Below are 24,295 nucleotides of genomic sequence, written 5' to 3' on the forward strand. Positions count from 1 at the left end.
TAGGCAAAAGCCGCAGTCAAACCGCCATTGCGATTGCTAGAACGGAGATACCCATGAGCGAAAACAAGGCCAGCGACGCCGGCCACCAGCCGACGGCGCGAGAACCGGAAGACTGCGACCGCATGCTGCTTGCCGCACTGCAGGCGGGCGACATCGACGCCAGCGTGGCGCTGTATGAACCCGGCGCGGCGCTGTTTGCGAAATCCGGCGAGGCGGTGATCGGGCATGAGGCGATTCGGGCCAGCAATGCCGCGCTGATCGCGCTCAAGCCCGCCTTCCATATCGAGCGCATCGTCACGACGGTCAGCGGCGACGGCAGCATCGCCACTACCCGCATGAAGGCCACGCTGGAAGGCACCCGGCCCGATGGGCGGCTGGTCAAGAGCACGTTGCACACGCTGGAGGTGCTGCGCAGGCAGCCCGATGGTTCCTGGCGCTATGTGATCGACGATCCCTTCGGCAGCATGCGCGATCAGATGGAAAAGGAAAAGCCGGCATAGCGCTGATACGGCGCCGGCCTCGGTGCGATTCCTTGATGGGATCGTCATTGCGCTTTGCGATGCATTGTATAAATGACGCTGCGGGCGCGGCGGCGGCCCTGGCCGCGCAGCCATCGGGAGAGGACTCAGACAATGAAATGCGCTTTGGTTGGATCGCGGTTCTTCGGCGCCTCGGTATTCGAGGCGCTGCGCAAGGACGAAGGCATTACCTTTACCAGCGTGGTCGCACCGGCCGCCGACGACAGGCTGGCGCTCGCGGCGCGGGCTGCCGGACTGGAGGTGCATGTGCTGGAAAATCCGAAGATCGTGCCCGGCCATGCAATCGCAGAAGGCACTGACCTGATCATCGCTGCTCACACCCATGCTCGCGTCAGCGACGATGCGCTGGCCCGTTCCCGTCTGGGCGGCATCGGCTACCATCCGTCGCTGTTGCCGCGCCACCGCGGCATTGCCGCCGTGGAGTGGACCATCCTGGAAGGGGATCCGATTGCAGGCGGCTCAATCTACCACCTAGCCGACGGCTGGGATGCCGGCGCGATTGCGGCGCAGGACTGGTGCTTTGTCGAAAAGGGGGAAACCGCGCGCGAGCTATGGGAACGCAGCCTGGCGCCAATGGGCCTGGCGCTGCTGAGCAGGGTAGTGCAGCAGGCCCGCCTGACCGGTAGCATAGCGGCCGAGCCCCAGGATACCCGCTTCGCCACCAGGGCGCCCATGCTGCGCAAGTCGGTGGTACTGACCGAGGAAGCTTCGCCGGCCATCACGTCTTTAATCGTTTCCATCACCGGGCCGGACCGCCACGGTATTGTCAGCCTGCTAGCAGACCGCGCGCAGCGCTTCGAAGCCAACTGGGCAGCCAGCCGCATGACCCGCTTCGGCGGCGAGTTTGCCGGCACGGTGCATCTCGAAGTGCCGCGTGAACGCGCCGACGCGCTGGCCGAGGCATTGCGGGCACTGGCCGCAAGCGGCCTGCAGGTCGTCATTGCCAGGAGCGACGCCGCGACACTGGCCACCGGGCTGCGCGGCGTGGAGCTGGAACTGGTCGGTGACGACAGGATAGGCATCGTCAGCTCGCTCACGCGCATTCTTGCCGAACGTGGCGTGAGCATCGAGAGCATGCATACGGAACTGCTGCGCAGCGGCATATCGGGCAAGCAGACATTCAAGGTCGGCGCCCACCTGCTGTTGCCGGCGGGCCTGACCCTGGACGCACTTAAAGCCGAGCTCGGCGCGCTGGCAGGCGAGATGATGCTCGATATCGCGCTGGGAGAGCCGCAGGCGATCACGCCCCGGCATTGAGTGGCCAGGCAGGAGTGACGCCGTCGCCTCGTCCGCCGCCCGGGCGGGTGGCGCCATGCGGGGCAATACGCTACGCTATGCGGCCGGTGGTCGGCCACCGGTGCTATCGCCCTGGTTCAGCCGCCGTGGAAGCCCTTCAGGATATCGTCAACCGGTTTCTCCGGATCGATCGTGGAATCATTGGTGCGCTGCGGCGAGTCGAGCTTCTTGCTTTCCTCAGCTGCCTTGTCCAGCTTGGCCTGGGACTCGGGCGGCGGGGTGGGATTGGAATTGTTCAGGTCCGACATGGCTGTCTCCTTGTAAGTACACATATGCCGCACTATCGGCGTGGTACTGGCCAGGGTCAATCAGGCAAACGGACATGATGTTGTAGGACAAAGGGAAATGCAGGAATCGATCTGGACAGTAACAGAGACGCCCACAGGGGCAGCAACATTAATCGCACCGACGAGACCGCAACGCTGGCCAGGCAGGGAAAGCGCCGCATGAATCTACTGATCGTCGAGGACAATCCGGATATCGTTGCCAACCTGTTTGCCTATTTTGAGCCTCTCGGGCACACGCTTGACACTGCACGCACTGGCGACGCCGGCCTGCAGAGCGCGGCGCGCAATAGCTATGACGCCGTTATCCTCGATCTGACCATGCCTGGCATGGACGGACTGGAGCTGTGCCGTCGTCTGCGCGAGCAATACCGGGTCGCCACCCCGGTGCTGATGCTGACCGCGCGCGACACGGAACAGGACAAGCTGGCCGGTTTCCAGGCCGGCGCCGACGATTACCTGGTCAAGCCCTATTCGTTGCGCGAGCTGGATGCGCGCCTCAAGGCGCTGCTGCGCCGGGCGCGCAACGAACTGGTGCAATATGTATTGCGCTTCGACGATCTGGAACTCGACACCGGCACTGGCCAGGCAACCCGCTCCGGCAAGCCGCTGGCGCTGACGCCGACCGGCTACAAGATCCTCCTGGCGCTGCTGCGGCATGCGCCCAAACTGTTGAGCCGCGAAGCACTGGAGCGTGAGGTCTGGGGCGACCATCCGCCTGAGAGCGATGCGCTGCGCACCCACATCCATGCCTTGCGGCAGGCGCTGGACAAGCCATTCGAGCGGCCGATGCTGCTGACGCGGCCCGGCGCGGGTTACCGACTGGTGGGTCGCGATGAAGCCTGACTACACGCTCAAGCACCGGATTGCCCGGGCCTTCATATTGCTGGCGATCGTGCTGGCGGGCTTTTATCTGTTGGCCTCCTACGTGGCGGTAGAGGTGATCGAGTCGCAGGTCATCGGCGGCAGGATGGACCGGATTGCCGATACCCTGATCGGCCGCCAGTTGCGGCACGAGCGGGTGGAGCCGCCGCCGGACATGCGCTTCTACGTCAACGAGGATATCCCAAAGGAGTTGCTCGGCAAGCCGCGCGGCCTGCATGAGTTGACGATCAATAAGCAGCCGGTGCAGGCGTTGATCAAGGTCGTGGGTGGCGACCACTTCGCGGTGGTGCAGGAGCTGGATGAATTCGAACATACCGAATTTATCATCTATTCCGCGCTCTCGATCGGTTTCATTTCCAGCATTCTGCTGGCGGTGGTGCTGGGCTACGGCACTGCGCGGCGCATGGTAACCCCGCTCACGACGCTGGCCGAGGCGGTTGGCAACGGCCAGCCGGCGCCGCTATCCTCACTGGCGGCGACAGACGAGATCGGCGTGCTGGCGCGGGCACTGACGCGGCGCACCGACGAGTTGCAGCGTTTCCTGGAGCGGGAACGCCTGTTTACCGGCGATGTCAGCCATGAACTGCGCACGCCGCTGACCATCATGCTGGGCGCGGCCGAGTTGCTCGAAGTACAGCTCGACGACCGTCCGAAGCAGCAGGAGATCGCACGTCGCCTGCAGCGGGTGGCCCGCGACACGGCCGAACGGGTCAGCGCGCTGCTGTGGCTGTCACGGGCGCCGGAAAAACTGGCCATGCCAGCGATCACGCTTGGGCCGCTGATCCGCCAGGAAATTGAACGCTATCAACCATTGCTGGGAGGCAAGCCTGTGGCCTGCCGTTTCGAGGAGCAGGCCCATGTCAGGGTGAAGGCGCGTCCTGAACTGGTGGCGATCGCCATCGGCAATCTGGTGCGCAATGCCTGCCAGCATACCGAGCGTGGAGAGGTGCTGGTGCAATTGCAGCCTGGGTCCATCGTCATCAGCGACACCGGCCCCGGCTTGCCTGAGCAGGTAGTGGCCAGGCTGTTCGAGCGCTTTGTGCATGGCGGCGCGGAATCGTCTCATGGAAGCGGCATGGGACTGTCGATCGTAAAGCGGGTGGCCGACCATTTGGGATGGAAAATCCGCTTCGAGCGCTCGGTGCAAGGCGGCAGCCGCTTCGTGCTGACGTTGCCACCGCCGGCGCAGAACGGCTGATCAAGCGCAGATCCGGCGCCGGACCAGCCGGTCGGATTGGATTGTCAGCCGGACAGGCGCCGCTGGCTTAACGCTGCCTTAACAGCGCTTCCTCTATGCTGCGGCCTTTCTTCTTGCTGCAGATCAACGGTGTTCAAACTCTCATTCCTACGGCGCCTTGCGCCTTCCCGGTCCGTGCCGGCTGACGCTCCCTCACCTCGCTCTCCCGACGCCCGCCGGACGTTGCTCAGCAGCGAATGGTGCATTCTGCTCGCCAGCCTCTTTTTCACGCTGTTTTCCAATCACCGGCTCTGGCTGGCCTGGTCCGAAGGCCGCGACTGGGGCCAGGCACGCAACTGGCTGCTGGCGGCGGCGCTGGGCCTGCTGCTGACCGCGCTGCACAGCTTCCTGCTCGGCCTATTACTGACGCGCCGCACCGTCAAGCCGGCGCTGGCCGTACTGCTTGTTGTCACCGCGCTGGCGGCTTTCTATATGAAGCGCTACACGGTCTATTTCGACGTGAGCATGATGCGCAACATCTTCCACACGGATGTGCGGGAAGCGCGCGAACTGCTGTCGCCCGGCATGCTGTTGGCGCTGGCCGTGTTCGGACTGGCGCCGGCGCTGCTGCTGCTGCGCGTGAAGGTGCGTCGCCGTCCGCTGCGCCAGGCACTGGTCTCGCGCGGATTGTTCCTGCTGGCCATGCTCCTGGTCGCCGGCGCCAGCACCCTGCTGTCGTTTCAGGATTTATCGGCGCTCCTGCGCAACCAGAAGGAATTGCGCTACCTGATCACGCCGGCCAGCCTGCTGGTGTCATCGGTCCGAATAGCGGCGACCGAAGGCCATGAAGCCAAGCTGGCCCGCGTTCCCGTGGGCCAGGATGCGGTGCAAGCGGCGGCAGCGCCGGGCGCCAGGCCGCGGCTGCTGGTGCTGGTGGTGGGCGAGACGGTACGGGCGGCCAACTGGGGCCTGAACGGCTATGCCCGCCAGACCACGCCGGAGCTGGCCGCCGCCGGCGTGATCAACTTTGCGCAGGTGAGATCCTGCGGCACCAATACCGAGGTGTCGGTGCCCTGCATGTTCTCGCCGTACGGTCGCCACAACTATGACGAAAAGGCAATACGCAGCCACCAGTCGGTGCTCCATGTGCTGGAGCACGCGGGCGTCAAGACCATCTGGCGCGACAACCAGTCCGGCTGCAAGGGCGTGTGCGATGGCCTGGAGGTGCAGCGGCCGGAAGAGGTGCCGGGCGCGAAATTCTGCGACGGCCAGCATTGCTACGATGAAGTACTGCTCAATGACCTGGAACGCCTGCTGAAGGACCATCCGCGCGACCTGGTGCTGGTGCTGCACCAACTCGGCAACCACGGGCCGGCGTATTCCCAACGTTATCCGGCTGCCTTTAGGCGCTTTGAGCCGACCTGCGACCAGGCGGAGCTCGGTAAATGCAGCCGCGAGCAGATCGTTAACAGTTACGACAATGCGGTGCTGTACACCGATCATTTCCTCAGTCAGGCGATACAGCGGCTGCGCGACCAGACCAGCCATGACGCCGCCTTGATTTACCTGTCCGACCACGGCGAGTCGCTGGGCGAAAACGGTATCTATCTGCATGGGCTGCCTTATTCGATCGCACCGCGGGAGCAGACCGAAGTACCGCTGGTAATGTGGATGACGCCCGGTTTCGCGGCCACCGCCGGCGTCGACACGTCCTGCCTGGAAAAGCGGGCGCAACAGCCCGCCAGCCATGACAACCTGTTTCACTCGCTGATCGGCCTGATGTCGGTCACCACTTCGGTCTATGACAAGTCGCTCGACTTGTCCGGCGCCTGCCGTAACCGCGCGGGAGACTGACATGAGCCAACGCCGTTTCCTGGCTTGTCTGGCGCTGCTGCTGTGCTTTGCCGTGGTTCTGGTCTATATCGGCCGCTACACCGAGCTCGACCTGATGCTGGCCGACCATTACTACGACGCTGCTGCCGCCGCATTCCCGGGGCGCGACGACTGGTTCTTCGAATTTGTGATGCATCACATGGCCAAGGCGCTGATGGTCGCAGTAGGCATGGTATCGCCCCTGGCGCTGCTGGCTGACCGGCTACTTGGCTATACGCTGTTGTCCAATGAAACCAGACGCGCAATGTGGCTGGTGGCGCTGTCCTCGGTCGCCATTCCGGTGGCTATCACCATCACCAAATATCTTTCCATTCACCATTGCCCGTGGAACCTCACCCGCTACGGCGGCTTCGCGCCCTATCTGCGGGTTTTCGATGCCTTGCCGGCGGGCGTTTCCGCCGGACGCTGCTTTCCGGCCGGCCATGCCTCAAGCGCGCTGTGGCTGGCCTCGGTCTGCGCCTTCTGGCTACCCGCAAGACCGTTGCGGGCACTGGGAGTTTTCTTGTTGGGGCTGCTGCCTGGTCTGGCGCTGGGTTGGGTGCAGCAGATGCGTGGCGCCCATTTCTTGACGCATACGCTGTGGTCGCTCTGGATTGCCGCATTGGTGATTCTGCTGCTGACGCGCCTCATCCTGCCGGCGCCGGACCCCAGCGCCGGAAGCGATGCCGGCCAGACTTGTGGACTTCCTGTGCATGAGCCCAGTGCGATTCCTGTGGACGGCGCGCTGGAGGAACCTGTGGACAGGCATGCCTGACAGATTTTCAGCAGTATAAAAATCATAATGAAAATCAATGGCTTGAGATGTTCTGGGTAAAGATATCCACAGCCTTGTTCACGGAATTTGTGCGTAACTTTTGTCGCTTTGCCAGGCAGCGGCATGCCGGATTCCGCATCGCCTGATAGCTGGCCCGATTTTGTCTTGCTTCTAGCGTTGCCACGGGTTCAAACGCCGAGCACAGATGCAATAGCGCAGGGCCGCTGGCGATCCCATCGCGTGCCACCAGATAGACTGGTTTTCCCACAGCCTTTGCCCAAGCCGACCTGTCGGCACTGGCGTCATCTAATCTTCCGGTCGGTGAGCGCACCGCGTCAGTGCGCCCGCACCGCCCCGGTGCCGCAAATCAATGTTCATCCCCCCGTTTTAATGCATTTCACCCAGCCTACCTGGCCAAAGCTTGCTTAAACCTGCTGGCACACCGCTTGCTAAACAAGGCCAAAGCAGTCTTGCTTTACGAATGCGTGAACCCAACGGCGGGTTCTTTGGACAATGGTGTCCCGTGTCGTCGCCAGCAGCCCATGCTGCCAATCGACGCGCGTTAATGGTTCGGGTGTGTAATGTTCAAGTTAATCGATCGCGTGAGCGCCCGTGGCGCAACGCTCTTCATGGCGCAGGCAGTCCAGCTCTGCGCTATGCCCGACGGCCTGACGGCCATTCTCCTCTTTCCGGTTTCGACCCAAGCCCGCACCGGCGTACCAGGCATGACGCCGAGTTGATCTCCTCATTCCAGACCATAAGGAAAACCTATGAAAATCGTCGTTATCGGCCACGGCATGGTGGGTCACAAGTTTCTCGAGAGCCTGGATGCATCGGGCATCGGCCATGCCGAAGTCACGGTGCTGTGCGAGGAGCCGCGGGCGGCCTATGACCGTGTGCATCTGTCCGAATTCTTTGCCGGCAAATCGGCCGACGAACTGTCGCTGGTGTCGCCAGGCTTCTTCGACCGCGACAACCTGCTGCTGAACCTGAACACCCGCGCTACCGCAATCGACCGCGCCGCGCGCACCGTCACCGTCGCCAGCGGCGAGGTGCTGGACTATGACAAGCTCATCATCGCCACCGGCTCCTACCCTTTCGTGCCGCCGGTGCCGGGCAAGGAGCGTAGCGACTGCTTCGTGTACCGCACCATCGAAGACCTGGAAGCGATGCTGGAATGCGGCAGCCGCGCCAAAAGCGGCGTGGTGATCGGCGGCGGCCTGCTGGGCCTGGAATGCGCCAAAGCGCTGCGCGACATGCAGCTGCAGACCCATGTGGTGGAATTTGCGCCGCGCCTGATGGCGGTGCAGGTCGATGACCTCGGCGGCCGTGTGCTGAGGAAGCGCATCGAGGAACTGGGCGTTGCGGTGCATACGCAGAAGAACACGCTGGAAATCATCGATGGCGAGAGCGCCACCCACCGCATGGTGTTCGCCGATGGCAGCCACCTGGAGACTGACATGATCGTGTTCTCCGCCGGCATCCGTCCACGCGATGAACTAGCGCGCCAGTGTGGCTTGGAGGTCGGCCCGCGCGGCGGCATCGTGATCAACAACCGCTGCCGCACTTCCGACCCCGACATCTATGCCATCGGCGAATGCGCCTTGTGGAACGGCCAGGTCTTCGGCTTGGTGGCGCCCGGCTACGAGATGGCCCGCATTGCCGCCAGGCAGCTTGCCGGCGAAGCCGCCGAGTTCGCCGGCGCTGACATGAGCACCAAGCTGAAGCTGATGGGCGTGGACGTGGCCAGCATTGGCGACGCCATGGGCAATACCCCCGGCAGCCGCGCCTACCAGTTCACCGATGAACGCAAGCAGGTCTACAAGAAGATCGTGGTGTCGGAATGCGGCAAGCATTTGCTGGGCGCGGTGCTGGTCGGCGACGCCGCCGAATACGGCACGCTGCTGCAGATGGCGCTAAACCGGATTGAATTGCCTGAAGACCCCGAGTTCCTGATCCTTCCGCAAGGCGATGGCAAGGCCAGGCCTGGCCTGGGCGTGGACGCGCTGCCCGACAGCGCCCAGATCTGCTCCTGCAACAACGTCTCCAAGGGCGATTTGTGCGCAGCGGTTGCCGCCGGCGCCACCAGCATCGGCGAGCTGAAATCCTGCACCAGGGCCGGCACCGCCTGCGGCGGCTGCGTGCCGCTGGTCACCCAAGTGATGAAGGCCGAGATGAAGAAGCAGGGCCTGGCCGTCAACAACCACCTGTGCGAGCACTTTTCCTATTCGCGCCAGGAGCTGTACCACCTGGTGCGGGTCGGCAGGATCAGGACGTTCGATGCGCTCCTGGCCAGCCATGGCAAGGGCCTGGGCTGCGACATCTGCAAGCCGGTGGCGGCCAATATCCTGGCTTCCTGCTGGAACGACTTCGTGCTGAAGAAGGAGCATGCCGGCCTGCAGGACTCGAACGACTACTTCCTCGGCAATATCCAGAAGGACGGCACCTATTCCGTGGTGCCGCGCATGCCGGGCGGCGAAGTCACGCCAGACGGCCTGATCGCGGTTGGCCAGGTTGCCAAGAAATACGGCCTGTATACCAAGATCACCGGCGGCCAGCGGGTCGACATGTTCGGCGCGCGGCTGGACCAGCTGCCGGCGATCTGGGAAGAGCTGATTGCCGCGGGCTTCGAGTCTGGCCATGCCTACGGCAAGTCGCTGCGCACCGTGAAGTCCTGCGTCGGCTCGACCTGGTGCCGCTATGGCGTCGACGACAGCGTTGGTCTGGCGATCGAACTGGAGAACCGCTACAAGGGCCTGCGGGCGCCGCACAAGGTCAAGTTCGGTGTCTCCGGCTGCACCCGCGAATGCGCGGAGGCGCAGGGCAAGGACGTCGGCATTATCGCCACCGACAAGGGCTGGAACCTGTATGTCTGCGGCAACGGCGGCATGAAGCCGCGCCATGCCGAACTGATCGCCTCCGACCTGTCGAAGGCTGACCTGGTGAAATACATCGACCGTTTCCTGATGTTTTACATCCGCACCGCGGACCGCCTGCAGCGTACCAGCGTCTGGCGCGACAACCTCGAAGGCGGGCTGGACTACCTAAAGGACGTGGTCATCAGGGACAAGCTGCACATTGCCGCCGAACTGGAAGCCGACATGCAGCACATCGTCGACACCTATGAGTGCGAGTGGAAGAACGCCGTTACCGACCCCGAGACCCGCAAGCGCTTCCGCCAGTTCGTCAACAGCGACCAGCGCGACCCGAACGTGGTGTTCGTCGAGGAGCGCGGCCAGATCCGCCCGGCCCGGCCTGACGAGCGCAAGGTTGTCATTCCAATTATTCAAGCCGCATAAGGAGCAAGCATGTCCACCCAACCTCACGCATTGCGCTGGAGCCCCGTCTGCACGCTGGACGACATCGCGCCCAACACCGGCATCTGCGCCTTGGTCAACGACCGCCATGTGGCCGTGTTCCATGTGACCGGCGAAACCGGCCAGCTGTTCGCCATCGACAACTACGACCCCAACGCGCAAGCCAGCGTGCTGTCGCGCGGCCTGATCGGCAGCCTGGGCGAGCGCATCGTGGTTGCCTCGCCGATCTACAAGCATCACTTCGACCTGCAGAGCGGCGAATGCCTGGAGGCGCCCGAGAACTCGGTCAATGCCTATGCGGTGCGGGTGGAAGACCGCGTGGTGCATGTGGCGCTGTAACACAAGAACCGACCTGACCTGTTTTATCAACATCCTGTACCTGCTGCAGTCTTTTAAGGAATCATCATGGCTTACCTGGCGCCCTCGGAATTCGTGACCAAAATGGTCGATGCCGGCGAATCGAAAATCTTCATGGCCACCCGCGACGCGCTGATCCGCGCCTACATGGCCGGCGCAATCCTTGCGCTGGCCGCGGTGTTTGCCGTTACCGTGTCGGTGCAGACCGGCTATCCCATCATCGGCGCCATCCTGTTCCCGGTTGGCTTCTGCATGCTTTACCTGCTGGGCTTTGACCTGCTGACCGGCGTGTTCGTACTGACCCCGCTTGCTCTGATAGACAAGCGACCCGGCGTGACCATCGGCGGCGTGTTGAAGAACTGGGGCATCGTCTTCATCGGCAATTTCCTTGGCGCTGTCACGGTAGCTGTGCTGATGGCCATCGTCTTCACCAACGGCTTTTCGACCGAGCCGAGCAAGGTGGGACATGCGATCGGCGTGATCGGCGAGTCGCGCACCCTGGGCTATGCCAAGTATGGCGCAGCCGGCATGTTGACGCTGTTCGTGCGCGGCATGCTGTGCAACTGGATGGTATCGACTGGCGTGGTTGGGGCAATGATCTCCACCACCGTTGGCGGCAAGGTGATCGCAATGTGGATGCCCATCATGCTGTTCTTTGGCATGGCATTTGAGCACTCGGTGGTCAACATGTTCCTGTTTCCGTCGGGCCTGCTGATGGGTGGGAATTTCTCGCTGATGGATTATTTGATCTGGAACGAGATCCCGACCGTGCTGGGCAACCTAGTCGGCGGCCTAGCCTTCACTGGTCTGACCTTGTATGCCACGCATATCAAGACTGCGCCCAAGCGGACGTTCAACTGAGCATCGAGTGGTTTCGTTGATTGGGGTCCCTGCTTTGGGGCTGGGACTTTTCAAGCAGGGGCCACGATATTGGGGGGAGGCCTGGACGGACGGTGTCAGTTGCCGATGTCGTTGCAGTTGCCGTTGCCGTTGCCGTTGCCGTTGCTTTTGAAGTTGCAGTTCAAGTTCCGTTGAGCGCCGTCACGGGGACCCTGCGACAGCGCGGCGCGATCACCGGGTCGCCTGCCGGGGAAACACCCGGCCTGGTCATGACGACAGTGCAGTGGGGTTGTTTTATCAGGCGTAAGGACGTCACTGCGAAGCAGCAGTTGCTTTTGACGTTTATAGCTTACTTACGGAAGTCAACAGCAACGACGACAGTCTGCCCGTGCCTTGCCGGGTAACGCAAGGCGATTGCACTGCCGTGGAGACAAGCTGGGAGTCCGTCCCGGCGGCCGGCTCACTTTTTAGCTTCGAAAAAAAAGTAAAAAAGGCGACCCGGTGATCGCGCCCCGCTGCGCGGGGTGCCCGTGTCAGCGGTAACCGGAGCAGGGCGCGGCTAAGCTCGCTGCGCTGCGCTTCGCTCAAACAGACGCCGCACCTTATCCGCTTCAGGCATCGCCGCCACGGCGCGCTCAACGGGACTTAACGGCAACGGCCACTTCAAAAGCAACGGCAACGGCAACGGCAACGGCAACGGCAACGGCAAATGTCGCCCCGCGCACTTCAAAGAAAACGGCAACTGCAGCATGAGAGGTAACTTCAGCCGCTTTTGTAGGGTGCAATACCCGAAGGGCATTGCACCACGGTTGCAAACTGGGATGGCATTGCCGGCCGACTTCCTCGATCGGCCAATGGTGCAATGCCCCTTCGGGGTATTGCACCCTACGAATTGCAACAGCACCCGCTACTGCCCCTCTTCCGCCCAAATATTCATGACAACACAATTACAAGCCTCCATCGGCCAGCATTCCGACCGCGGACGCAAGGAGATCAACCAGGACTTTCACGGCGCGCAGATGCCCAAGGAGCCACTGCTTGCTACCAAGGGCATTGCGGTTGCGCTGGCCGATGGCATCAGCAGCAGCGATGTCAGCCAGATCGCTAGCCAGGCCGCGGTGACCAGCGTGCTGGAAGATTATTACTGTACCTCGGAAGCCTGGTCGGTGAAGACTTCGGTCGAGAAGGTGCTGGTGGCGACCAACTCCTGGCTGCATGCCCAGAGCCGGCAGGGCCAGCATCGCTATGACCCTGACCGTGGCTATGTCTGTACCCTGTCGGCCTTGGTGGTCAAGTCCGCCACCGCCTACCTGTTCCATGTGGGCGACTCGCGCATCTACCAGCTGCGCGAGCGCCGGCTAGAGCAGCTCACCTGCGACCACCGACTGTGGGTGTCGCGCGAGACCAGCTACCTGAGCCGGGCGCTGGGGATGAACCAGCAGGTCGACATCGACTTCCACCAGCTGCAACTCGAAACGGGCGACCTGTTCATGCTGGCCACCGATGGCGTGTATGAGCATGTCGACGCTGAGTTTGTGTTCGCCGCGGTCGACAGCCATGGCGACGACCTCGACCACGCGGCGCGGCTGATTGTCGCCGAAGCGCTGCGCCGTGGCAGTGCCGACAACCTGACCGTGCAACTGGTGCGCATCGATGCGCTGCCGGCACCGGATGCCGGCGAGACGCTGCGCAAGCTCTCCGGCCTGGCGCCGGCGCCGGTGCTGGCCGCCCGCATGGACTTCGATGGCTATACCATCCTGCGCGAGGTGCGCGCCAGCAGCCGCAGCCATATCTATCTGGCGCAGGACAAGGAAACCGGCGAACTGCAGATCCTGAAGACGCCATCGGTCGATCGGCAGGGCGACCCGGCCTATCTGGAAAGCCTGCTAATGGAGGAGTGGATCGCGCGCCGGATCAATAATGCTCACGTGCTCAAGGCGGGCGCCCAGACCAGAAAGCGCAACTACCTGTATGTGGCCACCGAGTTCATCGAAGGACAGACGCTGGCGCAGTGGATGCGTGACAATCCCCGACCTGACCTGGCCACGGTGCGCGGCCTGGTCGGGCAGATCGCGCGCGGCCTGCTGGCCTTTCACCGCCTGGAGATGCTGCACCAGGACCTGCGCCCGGAAAACATCATGATCGACGCCTCCGGTACGGTAAAGATCATCGACTTCGGCTCGACCCGGGTTGCCGGCCTCACCGAAACCGCAATGCGGCTGGAACGCGCCGAGATGCCAGGCACGGCGCAATATGCCGCGCCCGAATACTTCCTTGGTGAACGCGGCACGCCGCGCTCTGACCTGTACTCGCTCGGGGTGATTGCCTATCAGCTGCTGACCGGGCGGCTGCCCTATGGCGCGCAGGTCGCCAAGGCGACTACCCGCGCAGCCCAGCGCAAACTGCAATACCGCTCGGTGCTGGACGACCAGCGCGATATACCCGCCTGGATCGACGAGACGCTGCGCCGCGCGCTGCAGCCGGATTCGCAGAAGCGCTATCAGGAATTGTCCGAATTCCTGTATGACCTGCATCATCCCAACAAGGCCTACCTGCACCGCGGCCATACGCCGCTGGTGGAGCGAAATCCGGTGCTGTTCTGGAAAGGCGTCTCGCTGGCGCTGGCGTTGGCCTTGCTGTTCATGACGGGATTTGTCGTGATCGGGGGAAGGTAGCTCACACAGCCCGCTACCAGTCCCAAGCAGGGATCGGCAACGGATAGGTACCGACTCGACTCGACTCGACGTCCTGCGCTATGTATGCATCAGGCTCGTCGTTGCCGGGGCCAGATTTCATTTCTTTTCATTCGTTTTGTTGCCTTCTATTGTGTCCTGAAGATCCTCAGAGTGAATTTCCGGTTTTCGATGCAACTTATACTTCCAACTGAGCACGAGTGAAGCCCTGGCGCGCCGGCACATCAGGTGCGGTTCCTTGCCGGGGTTCGTAGTTTCACCACGTCGCAGCTCCCTTTCGAAAACGTCGAACACCTTCCTTCAGGGCCATGGGCTGCCGACACGAAGTTGCAGAGCGTTTCAGTCGCAGAATGCGCTGGGGAAGCCGGACGCCTGTTCGCGTTCTACAAAGGAGAAGCAATGAAGAAGAAATCGCGGGTTGCCGGGGCTTGTCCTGGCGTTCTCGGCGCTCGCCATGTTTTCCGGTTGCGCCAGCGTGAATAATGTGGAAGATGTTACCGTCGACAAGTTCCCATACCAGGCTAAGCATTTTTCTTCTCAGCGTCTTTCGCCCTCGCTTGCGAGAAAGCTTCCCGTTCCACCGTCAGAGCCTGCTGCGGCGAAGCTCGTCGTCGTGGGGAAACAACCGCGGAAGGCAGCGACGGGAAGAAGGAAAGCTGGACTTCGGAAATCACGTCCATGAATGCGGGCCAGGGCCTTGTTCAGAAAATGGAGGAGGAGTCGAACAACGGGATTCCCTATTTGCTGACCTATAGCCTGACCTACCTCGGGTTCCTTGATCTCAGATGGCAGCATGTGCCATTGCGCAGCCACACAACCAGGATGATGTCCGGGGTCGACGACATCAGTCGTTTCGATCCGCTGCCGCTGTCAGGCAGCAGGGAAGCGGTGATCGAGTATAGAAGCGGCACCGAAGCGCAAACCGTTAACTTTATTCCCGTTCGGAGCATGTGCAAGGCGACGAAGACCATGCAGGCAAGCGCGTTGCATGCCAAGCTCGTCGGTATGGCAATCGAGCTGGAATGCACGAATATTATGAACAACGTACTTCAAAGCCGGCGCAAGTGGGTGTTCCTGAGGGAATATGGCACTGCCATACTGATGGAAACGGCGTCCAGCGCGTTCAAAAAGACTTTTCGCATCATTGATGTAAAAGCGTTATAAGCCGACGTGGGAACTAGCTGAAAAGATGCAATAAAAAAAGCGGGCTTCCGAGGAAGCCCGCTTTTCCTGCAACCTGACCGCGGTCAGGGCGTATCGAACATCAGGTGGCGGCCGCCGCAGCGTTCTCCCGCATCATCAGGCTCTTGGAGAAGCTGACATGCTTGGCCAGGACCGGGCGCAGCATCATGATAGCCAAGAAGGCGGCTGTCAGGTCCATCAGCGCCACGGTGTAGAGCACGGTGGACCAGGTGCCGGTGGCTTCCATCATCAGGTTACCCAACGGGACGAACAGCGCGCCGATACCCTTGGCGGTGTAGAGCACGCCGTAGATTTTGCCTATGTGCTTGGTGCCGAAGGCGTCGCCGGCCAGGGCCGAGAACAGCGAGTAGACTTCGCCCCAGGCCAGGAACACCACGCCGGACAGGATCAGGAAGGCCCATGGGTTGCTGCCGAAGTAGCCCAGCGCGATGATGCCGAGGCCTTCGAGAGTGAACGCGATCACCATGGTCTTTTCGCGGCCGATGTTATCCGAGATCCAGCCAAACAGCGGACGGGATACGCCATTCATGATGCGGTCCAGCATCAGGGCCAGCGGCAGCGCGGCCATCACGAAGAAGTGCAGGTCGACCTGGAATTCCTTGACGCCCAGGTCCTTGGCGATCACGCCCAGCTGGGCCACGGCCATCATGCCGCCGGTGACGACCAGGATGAACATCACGAACATCAGCCAGAACAGCTTGGTCGACAGCGCTTCCTTCAGAGTGTAGTCGCGGGTAGCCTGGGTCAGCTTGGACGAAGCCTTGACTTCGCTTTTGCTCGGCGAGCGCAGGAACCAGGCGGCGATGAAGGCCAGCGAGCCCTGCAGGATGCCGAAGAACAGGAAGGTGTGCTGGAAGCCCGAGGACTCGATCATGGCTGCGATCGGCAGGATAGTGGCGGCAGAGCCGGCGCCGTAACCACCGGCGGTCAGGCCCACGGCCAGGCCGCGGCGGTCCGGGAACCACTTCAGCGCATTGTTGATGCAGGTGGAGTAGATCGAGCCGACGCCGATGCCGCCCAAGGCAGCGCCGACATAAAAGCCCAGCAGGCTGGTGGCTTGGGAATTGACGATCCAGGCACAGCCTATCATCACGGCGCCGAAGGCAACCATCACGCGGGGGCCGAACTTGTCGATGAAGTGACCTTCAATTGGCGCCAGCCAGGTCTGCACCAGCACGAACAGGGTAAAGGCGATCTGGATCTCGGCACGCGCCCAGCCGAACTTGTCCTGGATCTCCGGAACGAACAGGGTCCATGCGTACTGGATGTTGGCGGTGGCAATCATGCAGACCACGCCGACGATGAGCTGTATCCAGCGGGTCTTGTCGGAAGTGGCGGGGAGCGGGCGTTGCGCGTTCAGGGTAGCTTGGCTCATTTTGCGCTCCCCATCACGCCGGATGCGGCGACTGCGAAGTCAAAGGTGTCAAACCAGCGCAGCGAGCCCGCGCCTCGAAAGGATGTTGCCTCAAGCATTTTTGTCTCCGTTAATCGTGTTGATGTTTGCTTGCTCGTCCCGGCCTTTTGACTGCGCCGTGAACGACCATCTTTCTTATAGATTTTGATTACCTTTCTTCAAGACCCTTGGCCTGGCAACGACCGGGCTCCAAGGATCTGTCTGTGCGGTAGGTGAGACGATTGTGGAAGAACGACTTTTCACTATCCTTGACCGCGGTTAAGTTTTGAAAATTTGTGGTGACGGCTTGATATCTCGTCAGGAGGGGGACAAACAGCCGCTTTGGCAGGTGCGTAGAGCGCAGCGACCGGCTTTGTTGCGCCATGTTGACGTGCCAGTCAGCGCAGGCTTGCACCGGCCGCAGACCCATGGCGGTCGCGGCCCGAGGACCAGCGCCGCAGCCGTTCCGGCCTACCTGCCCGTGAGCATGCGCAGCAGGTCCAGCGGGCCGGTCCAGTGGGTGACGACCTCGGTGTAAGGGCTGTGCCGGAAGGTCGGCCCGCTGCGCGGCTCGCTTTCCTGCAGGCTGCCATCGCGGGCGGAGGCAAACAGGTTACCGCTGTGCTCGCGCAGGTCCTTCTCATTGCGTTGCTGCAGACCGACTGCAAGGTTGCGGGTCACCATGTCGGCAATGCCGGGCGCGAGCTGGGCTAGCGACGAGCCAGCCACCGCCGGTTCTCCCGCGAAGATGTCGCGCACCGGATGCTGCGCCGCATGCAGGATCGCGTCGGCCACCACCCGCGGCGCATACACCGGGGGCGGCAGGTCGGGCTTCATGGCCAAGTAGTTGCGGGCATGCAGGGCCAGCATGCTGTTGACTGATGCCGGCTTGATCAGGGTGAAGGAAACTGGCTCGCCCGCATGCTGGCTTTCCATGCGTAACGCATTAATAAATCCCTTGACCGCATGCTTGGATGCGCAGTACATCCCCTGCAGCGGCACGCTTAGGTCCGACAGCATGCTGCCCACGGTGACGATGGCGCCGCCGTGCTCGCGCAGATGCTTCCTGGCGGTGAGCGCGCCATGCACTACGCCCCAGAAGTTGGTGTCGAACAGCCGCCGGTTCTCTTCCATCGTCGGCTGGTCGAGCAGGCCGAACAGGGAAACGCCGGCATTGTTGACCCAGGTATCGAACTGGCCGAAATGGGCCAGCGCGCGGTCGGCCACATGCTGGACCTCGGCTTCCAAGCCGACATCGGCGGCAACAGCTATCGCGTCATGCCCCTGCTGCCTGAACTCCTCGGTCAGGGTCTCCAGGGCCGAGGCGTCGCGCGACACCAGCACCAGCCGGGCGCCACGGCGGGCCGCGGCGCGGGCGGTGGCCAGGCCGATGCCGCTGCTGGCGCCGGTAATGACCATGACCTGTTGAGAAAGGGGTTTAAGTGACGGTCGCATCGATTGCTCCTGTTGGCGCCTCTTGGCCATGCATGAACACGGGCTGACTGCATCCCGGCGCCGTTGTTCCCCGCGCCTAGCCTGCCGTGAAGTAGAGCAGCACCGGCACCAGCAGGGCGCCGATCATGCCTGCCCGCATCAGCGTATGGGACCGCCTGATCCGGGTGTAGCGGGAATACCTGTCTTTTTGTGAAGCGTTGTACACGATGAATTCGCTATAAATAATTGATCAAGCTCACAGTGTGCCGGCCGGGTCAGGAGCTGGCATTGATGGGGGTCATCATTCGCGAATACAATGCCGCACTGGCGCCGTGGAACACGGCCCTTGTCGGCGCATCCAGTCAAGTGCGCCTGACCGCGCGACGCTGGCCCCGGCTACGGCCGGAACCTGGCAAGACACACCTGCCGCGTTAGCGCGATCCACCCGACCCGACCATCAACGCCTTTTCCGCCGCTGTTACCCATGACCCCACGCCTAACGCTGGCCCTGCTCTGTCTTTGCCTCTTCACCGCGGCCGCGCCGGCACAGGATGCGCCGCTGATCAAGCTCAGCCCCGCGCAGGCCAGCGCCGCCGGCATTGCCTATGGCCGCGTCGAAGAAGCCGGCGCCGACGGCGAGGCGATGCGCCTGGCCGGCAGTGTGGTGTTTCCGGTGCAGGCGCTGGAAGTGGTCAGCGCGCCGGCCGCCGGCGTGGTGCAGGAGGTGGCGGCGGCGCCGATGCAGGCCGTCGCCGCCGGCGCCGTCCTGGCGCGGCTGTTCAGCCCGCAGTTCCTGGAATGGCAGCGTGAATACGTGCAGCTGGCCACCCAGGAGCGTCTGGCCGCCGACAAGCTGGCGCGCGACGAGACGCTGCACCGCGAAGGCATCATTGCGCTGAGCCGGCTGCAGGATGCCCGCAATGCCCAGGTGCAGGCGCGGGTGGCGGCGCAGGAGCGGGCGCAGCTGCTGCGCCTAGCCGGCATGAACGAGGCCGGACTGCGGGCGCTGGCATCGAAGCAGGCGCTGTCGGCCACCATGCCGGTGGCGGCCCGGCAGGCCGGCATCGTGCTGGAATTGCTGGCGATGCCTGGCCAGCAGGTCGAGGCCGGCGCGCCGCTGGCAAGGCTGGCCCGGGCCGGCGAGCTGGCGCTGGAACTGCAGGCCACGCGGGGCCAGGCCGACCGCATCCGCCCGGGCGACGCAGTCGAGGTTGAAGGCTGCCCGCGCCCCGGCAAGATCAGCGCCCTCAGTCCGCAGATGAATGCGGCCAGCCAGGCAGTGCTGGTGCGCGCCGAACTGCCGCAGGCCGCGCAATGCCTGCGGCCCAACCAGTACATCGATGCCGTCGTGCGCACCCGCGGCGTGCGCGGCGGCCTGGCCGTGCCCAGCGCGGCGCTGCTGCGCCTGGATGCCGGCGACTACCTGATGCTGCGCGAAGCCGACGGCGTGCGGCCGGTTCGGGTCATGGTGCTCTCGCGCGGCGACGAGCGCAGCTTGGTGCGCGCCGGGCTCAAGCCCGGCAGCGAGGTCGCGGTGCAGGGCATGGTGGCCCTGAAGGGCATGTGGATGGGGCTGGGCGGCCAGGGCGAGGGGAAGTGATGCTGGACCGCCTGCTTGCCCTGGCCTTGTCGCAGCGTCTGCTGGTGATGGTGCTGACCGTGATGCTGGTCGGCGCCGGCGTGATGGCGCTGCGGGTGCTGCCGATCGATGCCTATCCGGATGTCTCCTCCACCCAGGTCAAGATCATCATGAAGGCGCCCGGCATGACGCCGGAGGAAGTGGAAACCCGCATCACCGCGCCGATCGAGCAGGAACTGCTGGGCATACCGGGCCAGCGGCTACTGCGCTCGCAGTCCAAGTACGCCATTGCCGACATCACGCTCGACTTCGAGGACAGCGCCGACATCTACTGGGCACGCCAGCAGGTGGCCGAGCGGCTGGGCAATGCAATGCGCGACCTGCCGCCCGGCGCCGCCGGCGGCCTGGCGCCAATCACCACGCCGCTGGGCGAGATGTTCATGTTCACCATCGAAGGCGACCTGTCGCTGGAGCAGAAGCGCACCCTGCTCGACTGGGTGGTGCGGCCGCAGTTGCGCGCCATTCCCGGCGTGGCCGACATGAATGCGCTGGGCGGCATGGTCAAGAGCTTCGAGGTGGTACCCGACATCGCCGCGCTGGCCGCGCGCGGCCTGTCGCTGGCGCAGCTGCAGGCCACGCTGGAGTCGAACAACCGCAACGACGGCGCCGGCCGCCTGTCGGAACATGAGGAAGCGCTGGTGGTGCGGGCCGAAGGCAGCATACGCACGCCGGAGGACGTGAAGGCGCTGGCCATTGCCGAGCGCGGCGGCGTGCCGGTGCGGGTGGCCGATGTGGCGACCGTCCGCGTGGGCAGCCTGACCCGCTACGGCGTCGTCACCATCGACGGCAAGCAGGAAGCGGTGGAAGGCCTGGTGCTGGGCCTGCGCGGCGCCAACGCGCGCGAGGTGGTGGCGCAGGTGCGTAACAAGATCGCCGAGATCGAGAGGAACCTGCCGGCCGGCGCGACCATCCGGCCCTTCTATGACCGCGGTGCACTGGTCGACCGGGCGGTCAATACGGTGGCCAAGGCGCTGGCCGAAGCGGTGGTGCTGGTGATGGTGCTGCTGTTCCTCTTTCTGGGCAATCTGCGGGCGGCATTGGTGGTGGCCACCATCCTGCCGCTGTCGGCGCTGGCCACCTTCGTGCTGATGCATTATTTCAGACTCTCGGCCAACCTGATGTCGCTGGGCGGGCTGGCCATTGCGATCGGCATGCTGGTCGACGCGGCGGTGGTGGTGGTGGAAAACATTGAGGCGCACATGGCGGAACCGGCGAATGGCGCGCCGCGCGAGCGGCTGCACCTGGTCTACCGCGCCGCCCGCGAGGTGGCCGCGCCGGTGGCAGCCGGCATGCTGGTGATCATGATGGTGTTCCTGCCGCTGATGACGCTGCAGGGCCTGGAAGGCAAGCTGTTTGCGCCGGTAGCGCTGACCATCGTGTTCGCGCTGTCGGCCTCGCTGCTGCTGTCGCTGACGGTGATCCCGGTACTGAGCTCGTTTTTCCTGCGCGACGGCAGCCATGCCCAGCCGCGGCTGGTGCGCTGGCTGGAACAGGCCTATGCGCCGGTACTGGCATGGGCGCTGGGCTGCGAGCGCCTGGTCTATGGCCTGGCGCTGGCCGGCCTGGCCGGCGCGGCGCTGCTGTTCGGCCTGCTCGGCAAGTCCTTCATGCCGACCCTGGACGAGGGCGACATCATCATGCAGGTGGAGAAAGCGCCGTCGATCAACCTGGCGGCGACGGCCGAGATCGACCTTGCGGTGCAGCGCCAGGTGCTGGCCACCGTGCCCGAGGTCAGCAGCATCGTCGCTAGAGCCGGCGCCGACGAGCTGGGCCTGGACCCGATGGGCCTGAACGAGACCGACACCTTCCTCGTGCTCAAGCCGCGCAGCCAGTGGCGCAGCCCCGACAAGGAAGTGCTGCTGGAGCAGCTGCGGGAAGCCGTGGCAGGCTTTGCCGGCATCAATTTCAGCTTCACCCAGCCGATCGAGATGCGCACCTCGGAAATGCTGTCGGGCGTGCGCGGCGACCTGGCGGTGAAGATCTATGGCGCCGACCTGGCGCAGCTGAACCGGCTGGCGGCGCAGGTGGTGACGCTGCTCGAAGCGATCCCCGGCAGCCAGGACGTGCTCACGGTCAGCAACACCGGCCTGCAGTACCTGCAGGTGGACATCGACCGCATGGCGGCCGGCCGTTTCGGCCTGACCGTGGACCAGATGCAGAACGACTTGCGGGCGCTGGTGGAAGGGCGCCAGGCCGGCATCGTGGTCGAGGAAGGGCGCCGGCTGCCGCTGATGGTGCGCGGTGAGCAGGCGCTGCGCATGTCACCCGAGCTGTTCCAGAATTTGCGGCTGCCGCTGGCCGGCGGCCAGGCGGTGCCGCTGCCCTACCTGGCGCGTCTGAAGACGGTGGACGGACCGGTGCGAGTGGAGCGCGAGAACGGTGCGCGCATGGTGGTGGTGCGGGCCAATGTGCAGGGGCGCGACTTGGTCGGCTTCGTGACCGAGGCGCAGGCGGCGGTGGCGCGCCAGGTACAGCTGCCGACCGGCTACCGGGTTAGCTGGGGAGGCCAGTTCGAGAACCAGCAGCGCGCCGCCGGCCGGCTGATGGTGGTCGTGCCGGTGGCGCTGGCGCTGATCTTCCTGCTGCTGTTTACCACTTTCGGCTCGCTGCGACAGGCCGCCCTGGTGTTCGTCAACATTCCGTTTGCCATGATCGGCGGCGTGATTGCGCTGGCCGTGACCGGCGAATACCTGTCGGTGCCGGCCTCAGTCGGCTTCATCGCGCTGATGGGCATCGCGGTGCTCAACGGCCTGGTGATGATCAGCTATTTCAACCAGCTCGCCGCGCGCGGCATGGACACGGTGGCGGTCATCACCGAGGGCGCCCGGCGCCGGCTGCGGCCGGTGCTGATGACCGCCAGCATTACCGGCTTTGGCCTGATTCCGCTGCTGCTGGCCACCGGTCCCGGCTCGGAAATCCAGCGGCCGCTGGCCATCGTGGTGATAGGCGGGCTGCTCAGTTCAACGCTGCTCACCCTGGTGCTGCTGCCGCTATTGTTCAGGCGCTTCGGACGCGGGAGGATAGCATGACGGCGCCCTGCGATTGCCTGCTCACGCTGGTGGTCCCGGCCAGCATCGAGGATGCGCTGCTGGAGCACCTGGCCGCGCATCCGGAATGGGCCGACAGTCTGATGGTGTCGCATCAGGATGGCATGGGGAAGGGCGCACACCTCGTCACCGCAATGGAAAAGGTGCGCGGCCGGGCCCGCATGGCGCTGGTCACCATGCCGATGCAGGCACAGCAGGTCGATGTGCTGCTTGCCAGCGTGCGGCATCAGTTTCCGACGCCCGCCCTGTCCTGGTGGACCGTGCCGCTCACCGCTTATGGAAGGTCAGGATGAAAACGGTTTTGTTCTGCATTGCGCTCTGTTCCGCCATGCCGGCGCTGGCCGACGGCTTAGCTGGCGCGGCCTATCCGCCGCTGTTGCCGCCGCCGGACCTGGTGACGCGGCTGCTGGAACGCCAGCCGCAGGTGACGGCCGCGCAGGCCGGCATCGTGGTGGAACAGGCCAACAGCCGCCGGCTTACGGCAGGGTCCTATGAATGGTCGGTCAGGGCCAGCGCCCAGCGGCGCAATGAAGCCAGCGGGCCGCGTTATCGCGAGAACGAGGTGGCGCTGGAACGGCCGCTGCGCTGGATGGGCAAGGCCGACAAGGATGCCGAGCTGGGCCGCCAGGGCGTGTCGATCTCCGAAGCGCGGCTGGCCGACGCCTGGCATGAGGCCGCACGCACCCTGCTGCGGCGCTGGTTCGAATGGGTGCGCGAGGCGCAGGCGGCGCAGCGGCTGCAGCAGCAGGCGGCGCTGCTGGGCCAGCAGGCCGACATCGTGCGCAGAAGGGTGGCGGCGGGCGACGCGCCGCGCATGGAAATGATGCTGGCCGATACCGAGCGCCACCGCGTCGAGGCGGCCTTTCTGCAGGCGGCGCAGCGGCGCGACCTGTTGGCCGCTGGCCTGGCGGTGAGCTATGCGGGGCTGCAGCCGGCACTGTCGGGCAGCCTGCCGGAGCCGGTGCCGCCGCCCGGCGACGTGGTCCTGTGGCGGCAGAAGATCCTGGAAGACAACCATGAAATCGAGCTGGCCGATGCGGAGGCCGCGCTTGGCCGGGTCAGCGCCGAGCGGGCCGCGCTGGAACGCACGCCGGACCCGACGCTGGGGCTGCGTTATGCGCAGGAGCGCGACCATCAGGAGCGGCTGTTCTCGGTCACGGTATCGATTCCGATTCCGGGACAGGCGCGCCGGGAACAGGTACTGGCCAGCCTGGGCCGGGCCGATGTCGCGCTGGAGAATGCCCGCGCGGTGCGGCTGAAGGTGGAAGCCGACGCGCTGGCCGCCGCCTTGCGCGCCAATGGCACGCAGGCGCTGTGGCGCCAGCTGGCCGACATCGGCCGTCAGTCCGCCAGCAATGCCACGCTGGTGGCGCGTGCCTATGAACTGGGCGAGTCGCCGCTGTCGGACACCCTGTTGGCAAGGCGGCAGGCGCTGGAAGCGCTGTCGGCCGCTGAGCAGGCGCAGATCGATGCGCTGGAAGCGCAGGCCAGGCTGCTCCTGGACATGCATGCGATCTGGAGCCTGCACGCTGACTGAAGCCAGC

Annotated in this window: 19 protein-coding genes; 15 read left to right on the forward strand and 4 right to left on the reverse strand. The window is 64.1% G+C overall.

Features of this window, described 5'->3' with window-relative positions:
- The first annotated feature begins 53 nt into the window (after positions 1–53).
- Positions 54–500 carry a nuclear transport factor 2 family protein gene (locus KTQ42_RS21270; RefSeq protein WP_217347585.1) on the forward strand — a complete coding sequence of 149 codons (447 nt, stop codon included), beginning with the start codon at positions 54–56 and terminating at the stop codon, positions 498–500.
- Between the two features lie 132 nt (positions 501–632).
- Positions 633–1,796, forward strand: a complete 1,164-nt coding sequence (locus KTQ42_RS21275) for a formyltransferase family protein (RefSeq protein ID WP_217347586.1) — start codon at positions 633–635, stop codon at positions 1,794–1,796.
- A gap of 116 nt (positions 1,797–1,912) precedes the next feature.
- On the opposite strand, the gene KTQ42_RS21280 is transcribed toward KTQ42_RS21275, so the two are convergent.
- Positions 1,913–2,083 carry a hypothetical protein gene (locus KTQ42_RS21280; RefSeq protein WP_194712543.1) on the reverse strand — a complete coding sequence of 57 codons (171 nt, stop codon included), beginning with the start codon at positions 2,081–2,083 and terminating at the stop codon, positions 1,913–1,915.
- 198 nt (positions 2,084–2,281) lie between these two features.
- Between KTQ42_RS21280 and KTQ42_RS21285 the strand changes: the two genes are divergently transcribed.
- The 9 genes from KTQ42_RS21285 to KTQ42_RS21325 all read left to right on the forward strand — a co-directional run bounded on the left by KTQ42_RS21285 (position 2,282) and on the right by KTQ42_RS21325 (position 15,199).
- A complete protein-coding gene (locus KTQ42_RS21285; protein ID WP_217347587.1) occupies positions 2,282–2,965 on the forward strand; it encodes a response regulator transcription factor in 684 nt (227 codons plus the stop codon).
- Positions 2,955–4,202 (forward strand): HAMP domain-containing sensor histidine kinase, encoded by a 1,248-nt coding sequence (locus tag KTQ42_RS21290; protein ID WP_217347588.1) that lies wholly within the window; start codon positions 2,955–2,957, stop codon positions 4,200–4,202. The genes KTQ42_RS21285 and KTQ42_RS21290 overlap by 11 nt, the downstream gene beginning before the upstream one ends.
- Before the next feature lie 222 nt (positions 4,203–4,424).
- Positions 4,425–6,035 carry a phosphoethanolamine--lipid A transferase gene (locus tag KTQ42_RS21295; protein ID WP_249223028.1) on the forward strand — a complete coding sequence of 537 codons (1,611 nt, stop codon included), beginning with the start codon at positions 4,425–4,427 and terminating at the stop codon, positions 6,033–6,035.
- 1 nt (position 6,036) lies between these two features.
- Entirely contained in the window at positions 6,037–6,828 is a 792-nt protein-coding gene (locus tag KTQ42_RS21300; RefSeq protein WP_217347589.1) for a phosphatase PAP2 family protein, read from the forward strand.
- 770 nt (positions 6,829–7,598) lie between these two features.
- Positions 7,599–10,127, forward strand: a complete 2,529-nt coding sequence (nirB, locus tag KTQ42_RS21305) for a nitrite reductase large subunit NirB (protein WP_217347590.1) — start codon at positions 7,599–7,601, stop codon at positions 10,125–10,127.
- A gap of 9 nt (positions 10,128–10,136) precedes the next feature.
- Positions 10,137–10,484: a nitrite reductase small subunit NirD gene (nirD, locus tag KTQ42_RS21310; RefSeq protein ID WP_217347591.1), complete on the forward strand. Its 348-nt coding sequence runs from the start codon at positions 10,137–10,139 to the stop codon at positions 10,482–10,484.
- Positions 10,485–10,550: 66 nt separating this feature from the next.
- Positions 10,551–11,363, forward strand: coding sequence for a formate/nitrite transporter family protein (locus KTQ42_RS21315; protein ID WP_217347592.1), 813 nt, complete (start codon positions 10,551–10,553; stop codon positions 11,361–11,363).
- A 914-nt stretch (positions 11,364–12,277) separates the two neighbouring features.
- Positions 12,278–14,017, forward strand: coding sequence for a bifunctional protein-serine/threonine kinase/phosphatase (locus tag KTQ42_RS21320; RefSeq protein WP_217347593.1), 1,740 nt, complete (start codon positions 12,278–12,280; stop codon positions 14,015–14,017).
- A gap of 696 nt (positions 14,018–14,713) precedes the next feature.
- Positions 14,714–15,199 carry a hypothetical protein gene (locus KTQ42_RS21325; protein ID WP_217347594.1) on the forward strand — a complete coding sequence of 162 codons (486 nt, stop codon included), beginning with the start codon at positions 14,714–14,716 and terminating at the stop codon, positions 15,197–15,199.
- A gap of 100 nt (positions 15,200–15,299) precedes the next feature.
- On the opposite strand, the gene oxlT is transcribed toward KTQ42_RS21325, so the two are convergent.
- From oxlT to KTQ42_RS24300, 3 genes are all read right to left on the reverse strand, one after another.
- Positions 15,300–16,613 (reverse strand): oxalate/formate MFS antiporter, encoded by a 1,314-nt coding sequence (gene oxlT / locus KTQ42_RS21330; RefSeq protein ID WP_217347595.1) that lies wholly within the window; start codon positions 16,611–16,613, stop codon positions 15,300–15,302.
- Between the two features lie 489 nt (positions 16,614–17,102).
- Positions 17,103–18,086, reverse strand: a complete 984-nt coding sequence (locus KTQ42_RS21335; protein WP_217347596.1) for an SDR family oxidoreductase — start codon at positions 18,084–18,086, stop codon at positions 17,103–17,105.
- 76 nt (positions 18,087–18,162) lie between these two features.
- The gene (locus KTQ42_RS24300; protein WP_283093314.1) at positions 18,163–18,291 is read right to left on the reverse strand and encodes a hypothetical protein; all 129 of its coding nucleotides are present in this window, start codon (positions 18,289–18,291) and stop codon (positions 18,163–18,165) included.
- Positions 18,292–18,549: 258 nt separating this feature from the next.
- On the opposite strand from KTQ42_RS24300, the gene KTQ42_RS21340 reads away from it, so the two are divergent.
- Genes KTQ42_RS21340 through KTQ42_RS21355 form a run of 4 tightly spaced genes read left to right on the forward strand, consistent with a single transcriptional unit; the run spans position 18,550 to position 24,288 of the window.
- A complete protein-coding gene (locus KTQ42_RS21340; RefSeq protein WP_217347597.1) occupies positions 18,550–19,665 on the forward strand; it encodes an efflux RND transporter periplasmic adaptor subunit in 1,116 nt (371 codons plus the stop codon).
- The gene (locus KTQ42_RS21345) at positions 19,665–22,733 is read left to right on the forward strand and encodes a CusA/CzcA family heavy metal efflux RND transporter (protein WP_217347598.1); all 3,069 of its coding nucleotides are present in this window, start codon (positions 19,665–19,667) and stop codon (positions 22,731–22,733) included. Before KTQ42_RS21340 ends, KTQ42_RS21345 begins: the two co-directional genes overlap by 1 nt.
- Positions 22,730–23,044: a DUF3240 family protein gene (locus tag KTQ42_RS21350; RefSeq protein ID WP_217347599.1), complete on the forward strand. Its 315-nt coding sequence runs from the start codon at positions 22,730–22,732 to the stop codon at positions 23,042–23,044. The genes KTQ42_RS21345 and KTQ42_RS21350 overlap by 4 nt, the downstream gene beginning before the upstream one ends.
- The gene (locus tag KTQ42_RS21355; protein ID WP_217347600.1) at positions 23,041–24,288 is read left to right on the forward strand and encodes a TolC family protein; all 1,248 of its coding nucleotides are present in this window, start codon (positions 23,041–23,043) and stop codon (positions 24,286–24,288) included. Before KTQ42_RS21350 ends, KTQ42_RS21355 begins: the two co-directional genes overlap by 4 nt.
- Positions 24,289–24,295 lie beyond the last annotated feature (7 nt).

The sequence above is a fragment of the Noviherbaspirillum sp. L7-7A genome (assembly GCF_019052805.1).
Lineage (GTDB): Bacteria > Pseudomonadota > Gammaproteobacteria > Burkholderiales > Burkholderiaceae_D > Noviherbaspirillum_A.

Bases quoted from the DNA above. Each gene is read 5' to 3' on its own strand.
- KTQ42_RS21270 (WP_217347585.1), top strand. From the start codon at position 54: ATGAGCGAAAACAAGGCCAGCGACGCCGGCCACCAGCCGACGGCGCGA.
- KTQ42_RS21300 (WP_217347589.1), top strand. From the start codon at position 6,037: ATGAGCCAACGCCGTTTCCTGGCTTGTCTGGCGCTGCTGCTGTGCTTT.
- nirB (WP_217347590.1), top strand. From the start codon at position 7,599: ATGAAAATCGTCGTTATCGGCCACGGCATGGTGGGTCACAAGTTTCTC.
- KTQ42_RS21355 (WP_217347600.1), top strand. From the start codon at position 23,041: ATGAAAACGGTTTTGTTCTGCATTGCGCTCTGTTCCGCCATGCCGGCG.
- nirD (WP_217347591.1), top strand. From the start codon at position 10,137: ATGTCCACCCAACCTCACGCATTGCGCTGGAGCCCCGTCTGCACGCTG.
- KTQ42_RS21280 (WP_194712543.1), bottom strand. From the start codon at position 2,083: ATGTCGGACCTGAACAATTCCAATCCCACCCCGCCGCCCGAGTCCCAG.
- KTQ42_RS21320 (WP_217347593.1), top strand. From the start codon at position 12,278: ATGACAACACAATTACAAGCCTCCATCGGCCAGCATTCCGACCGCGGA.
- oxlT (WP_217347595.1), bottom strand. From the start codon at position 16,613: ATGAGCCAAGCTACCCTGAACGCGCAACGCCCGCTCCCCGCCACTTCC.
- KTQ42_RS21335 (WP_217347596.1), bottom strand. From the start codon at position 18,086: ATGCGACCGTCACTTAAACCCCTTTCTCAACAGGTCATGGTCATTACC.
- KTQ42_RS21285 (WP_217347587.1), top strand. From the start codon at position 2,282: ATGAATCTACTGATCGTCGAGGACAATCCGGATATCGTTGCCAACCTG.
- KTQ42_RS21340 (WP_217347597.1), top strand. From the start codon at position 18,550: ATGACCCCACGCCTAACGCTGGCCCTGCTCTGTCTTTGCCTCTTCACC.
- KTQ42_RS21290 (WP_217347588.1), top strand. From the start codon at position 2,955: ATGAAGCCTGACTACACGCTCAAGCACCGGATTGCCCGGGCCTTCATA.
- KTQ42_RS21325 (WP_217347594.1), top strand. From the start codon at position 14,714: ATGAATGCGGGCCAGGGCCTTGTTCAGAAAATGGAGGAGGAGTCGAAC.
- KTQ42_RS21315 (WP_217347592.1), top strand. From the start codon at position 10,551: ATGGCTTACCTGGCGCCCTCGGAATTCGTGACCAAAATGGTCGATGCC.
- KTQ42_RS21345 (WP_217347598.1), top strand. From the start codon at position 19,665: ATGCTGGACCGCCTGCTTGCCCTGGCCTTGTCGCAGCGTCTGCTGGTG.
- KTQ42_RS21275 (WP_217347586.1), top strand. From the start codon at position 633: ATGAAATGCGCTTTGGTTGGATCGCGGTTCTTCGGCGCCTCGGTATTC.
- KTQ42_RS21350 (WP_217347599.1), top strand. From the start codon at position 22,730: ATGACGGCGCCCTGCGATTGCCTGCTCACGCTGGTGGTCCCGGCCAGC.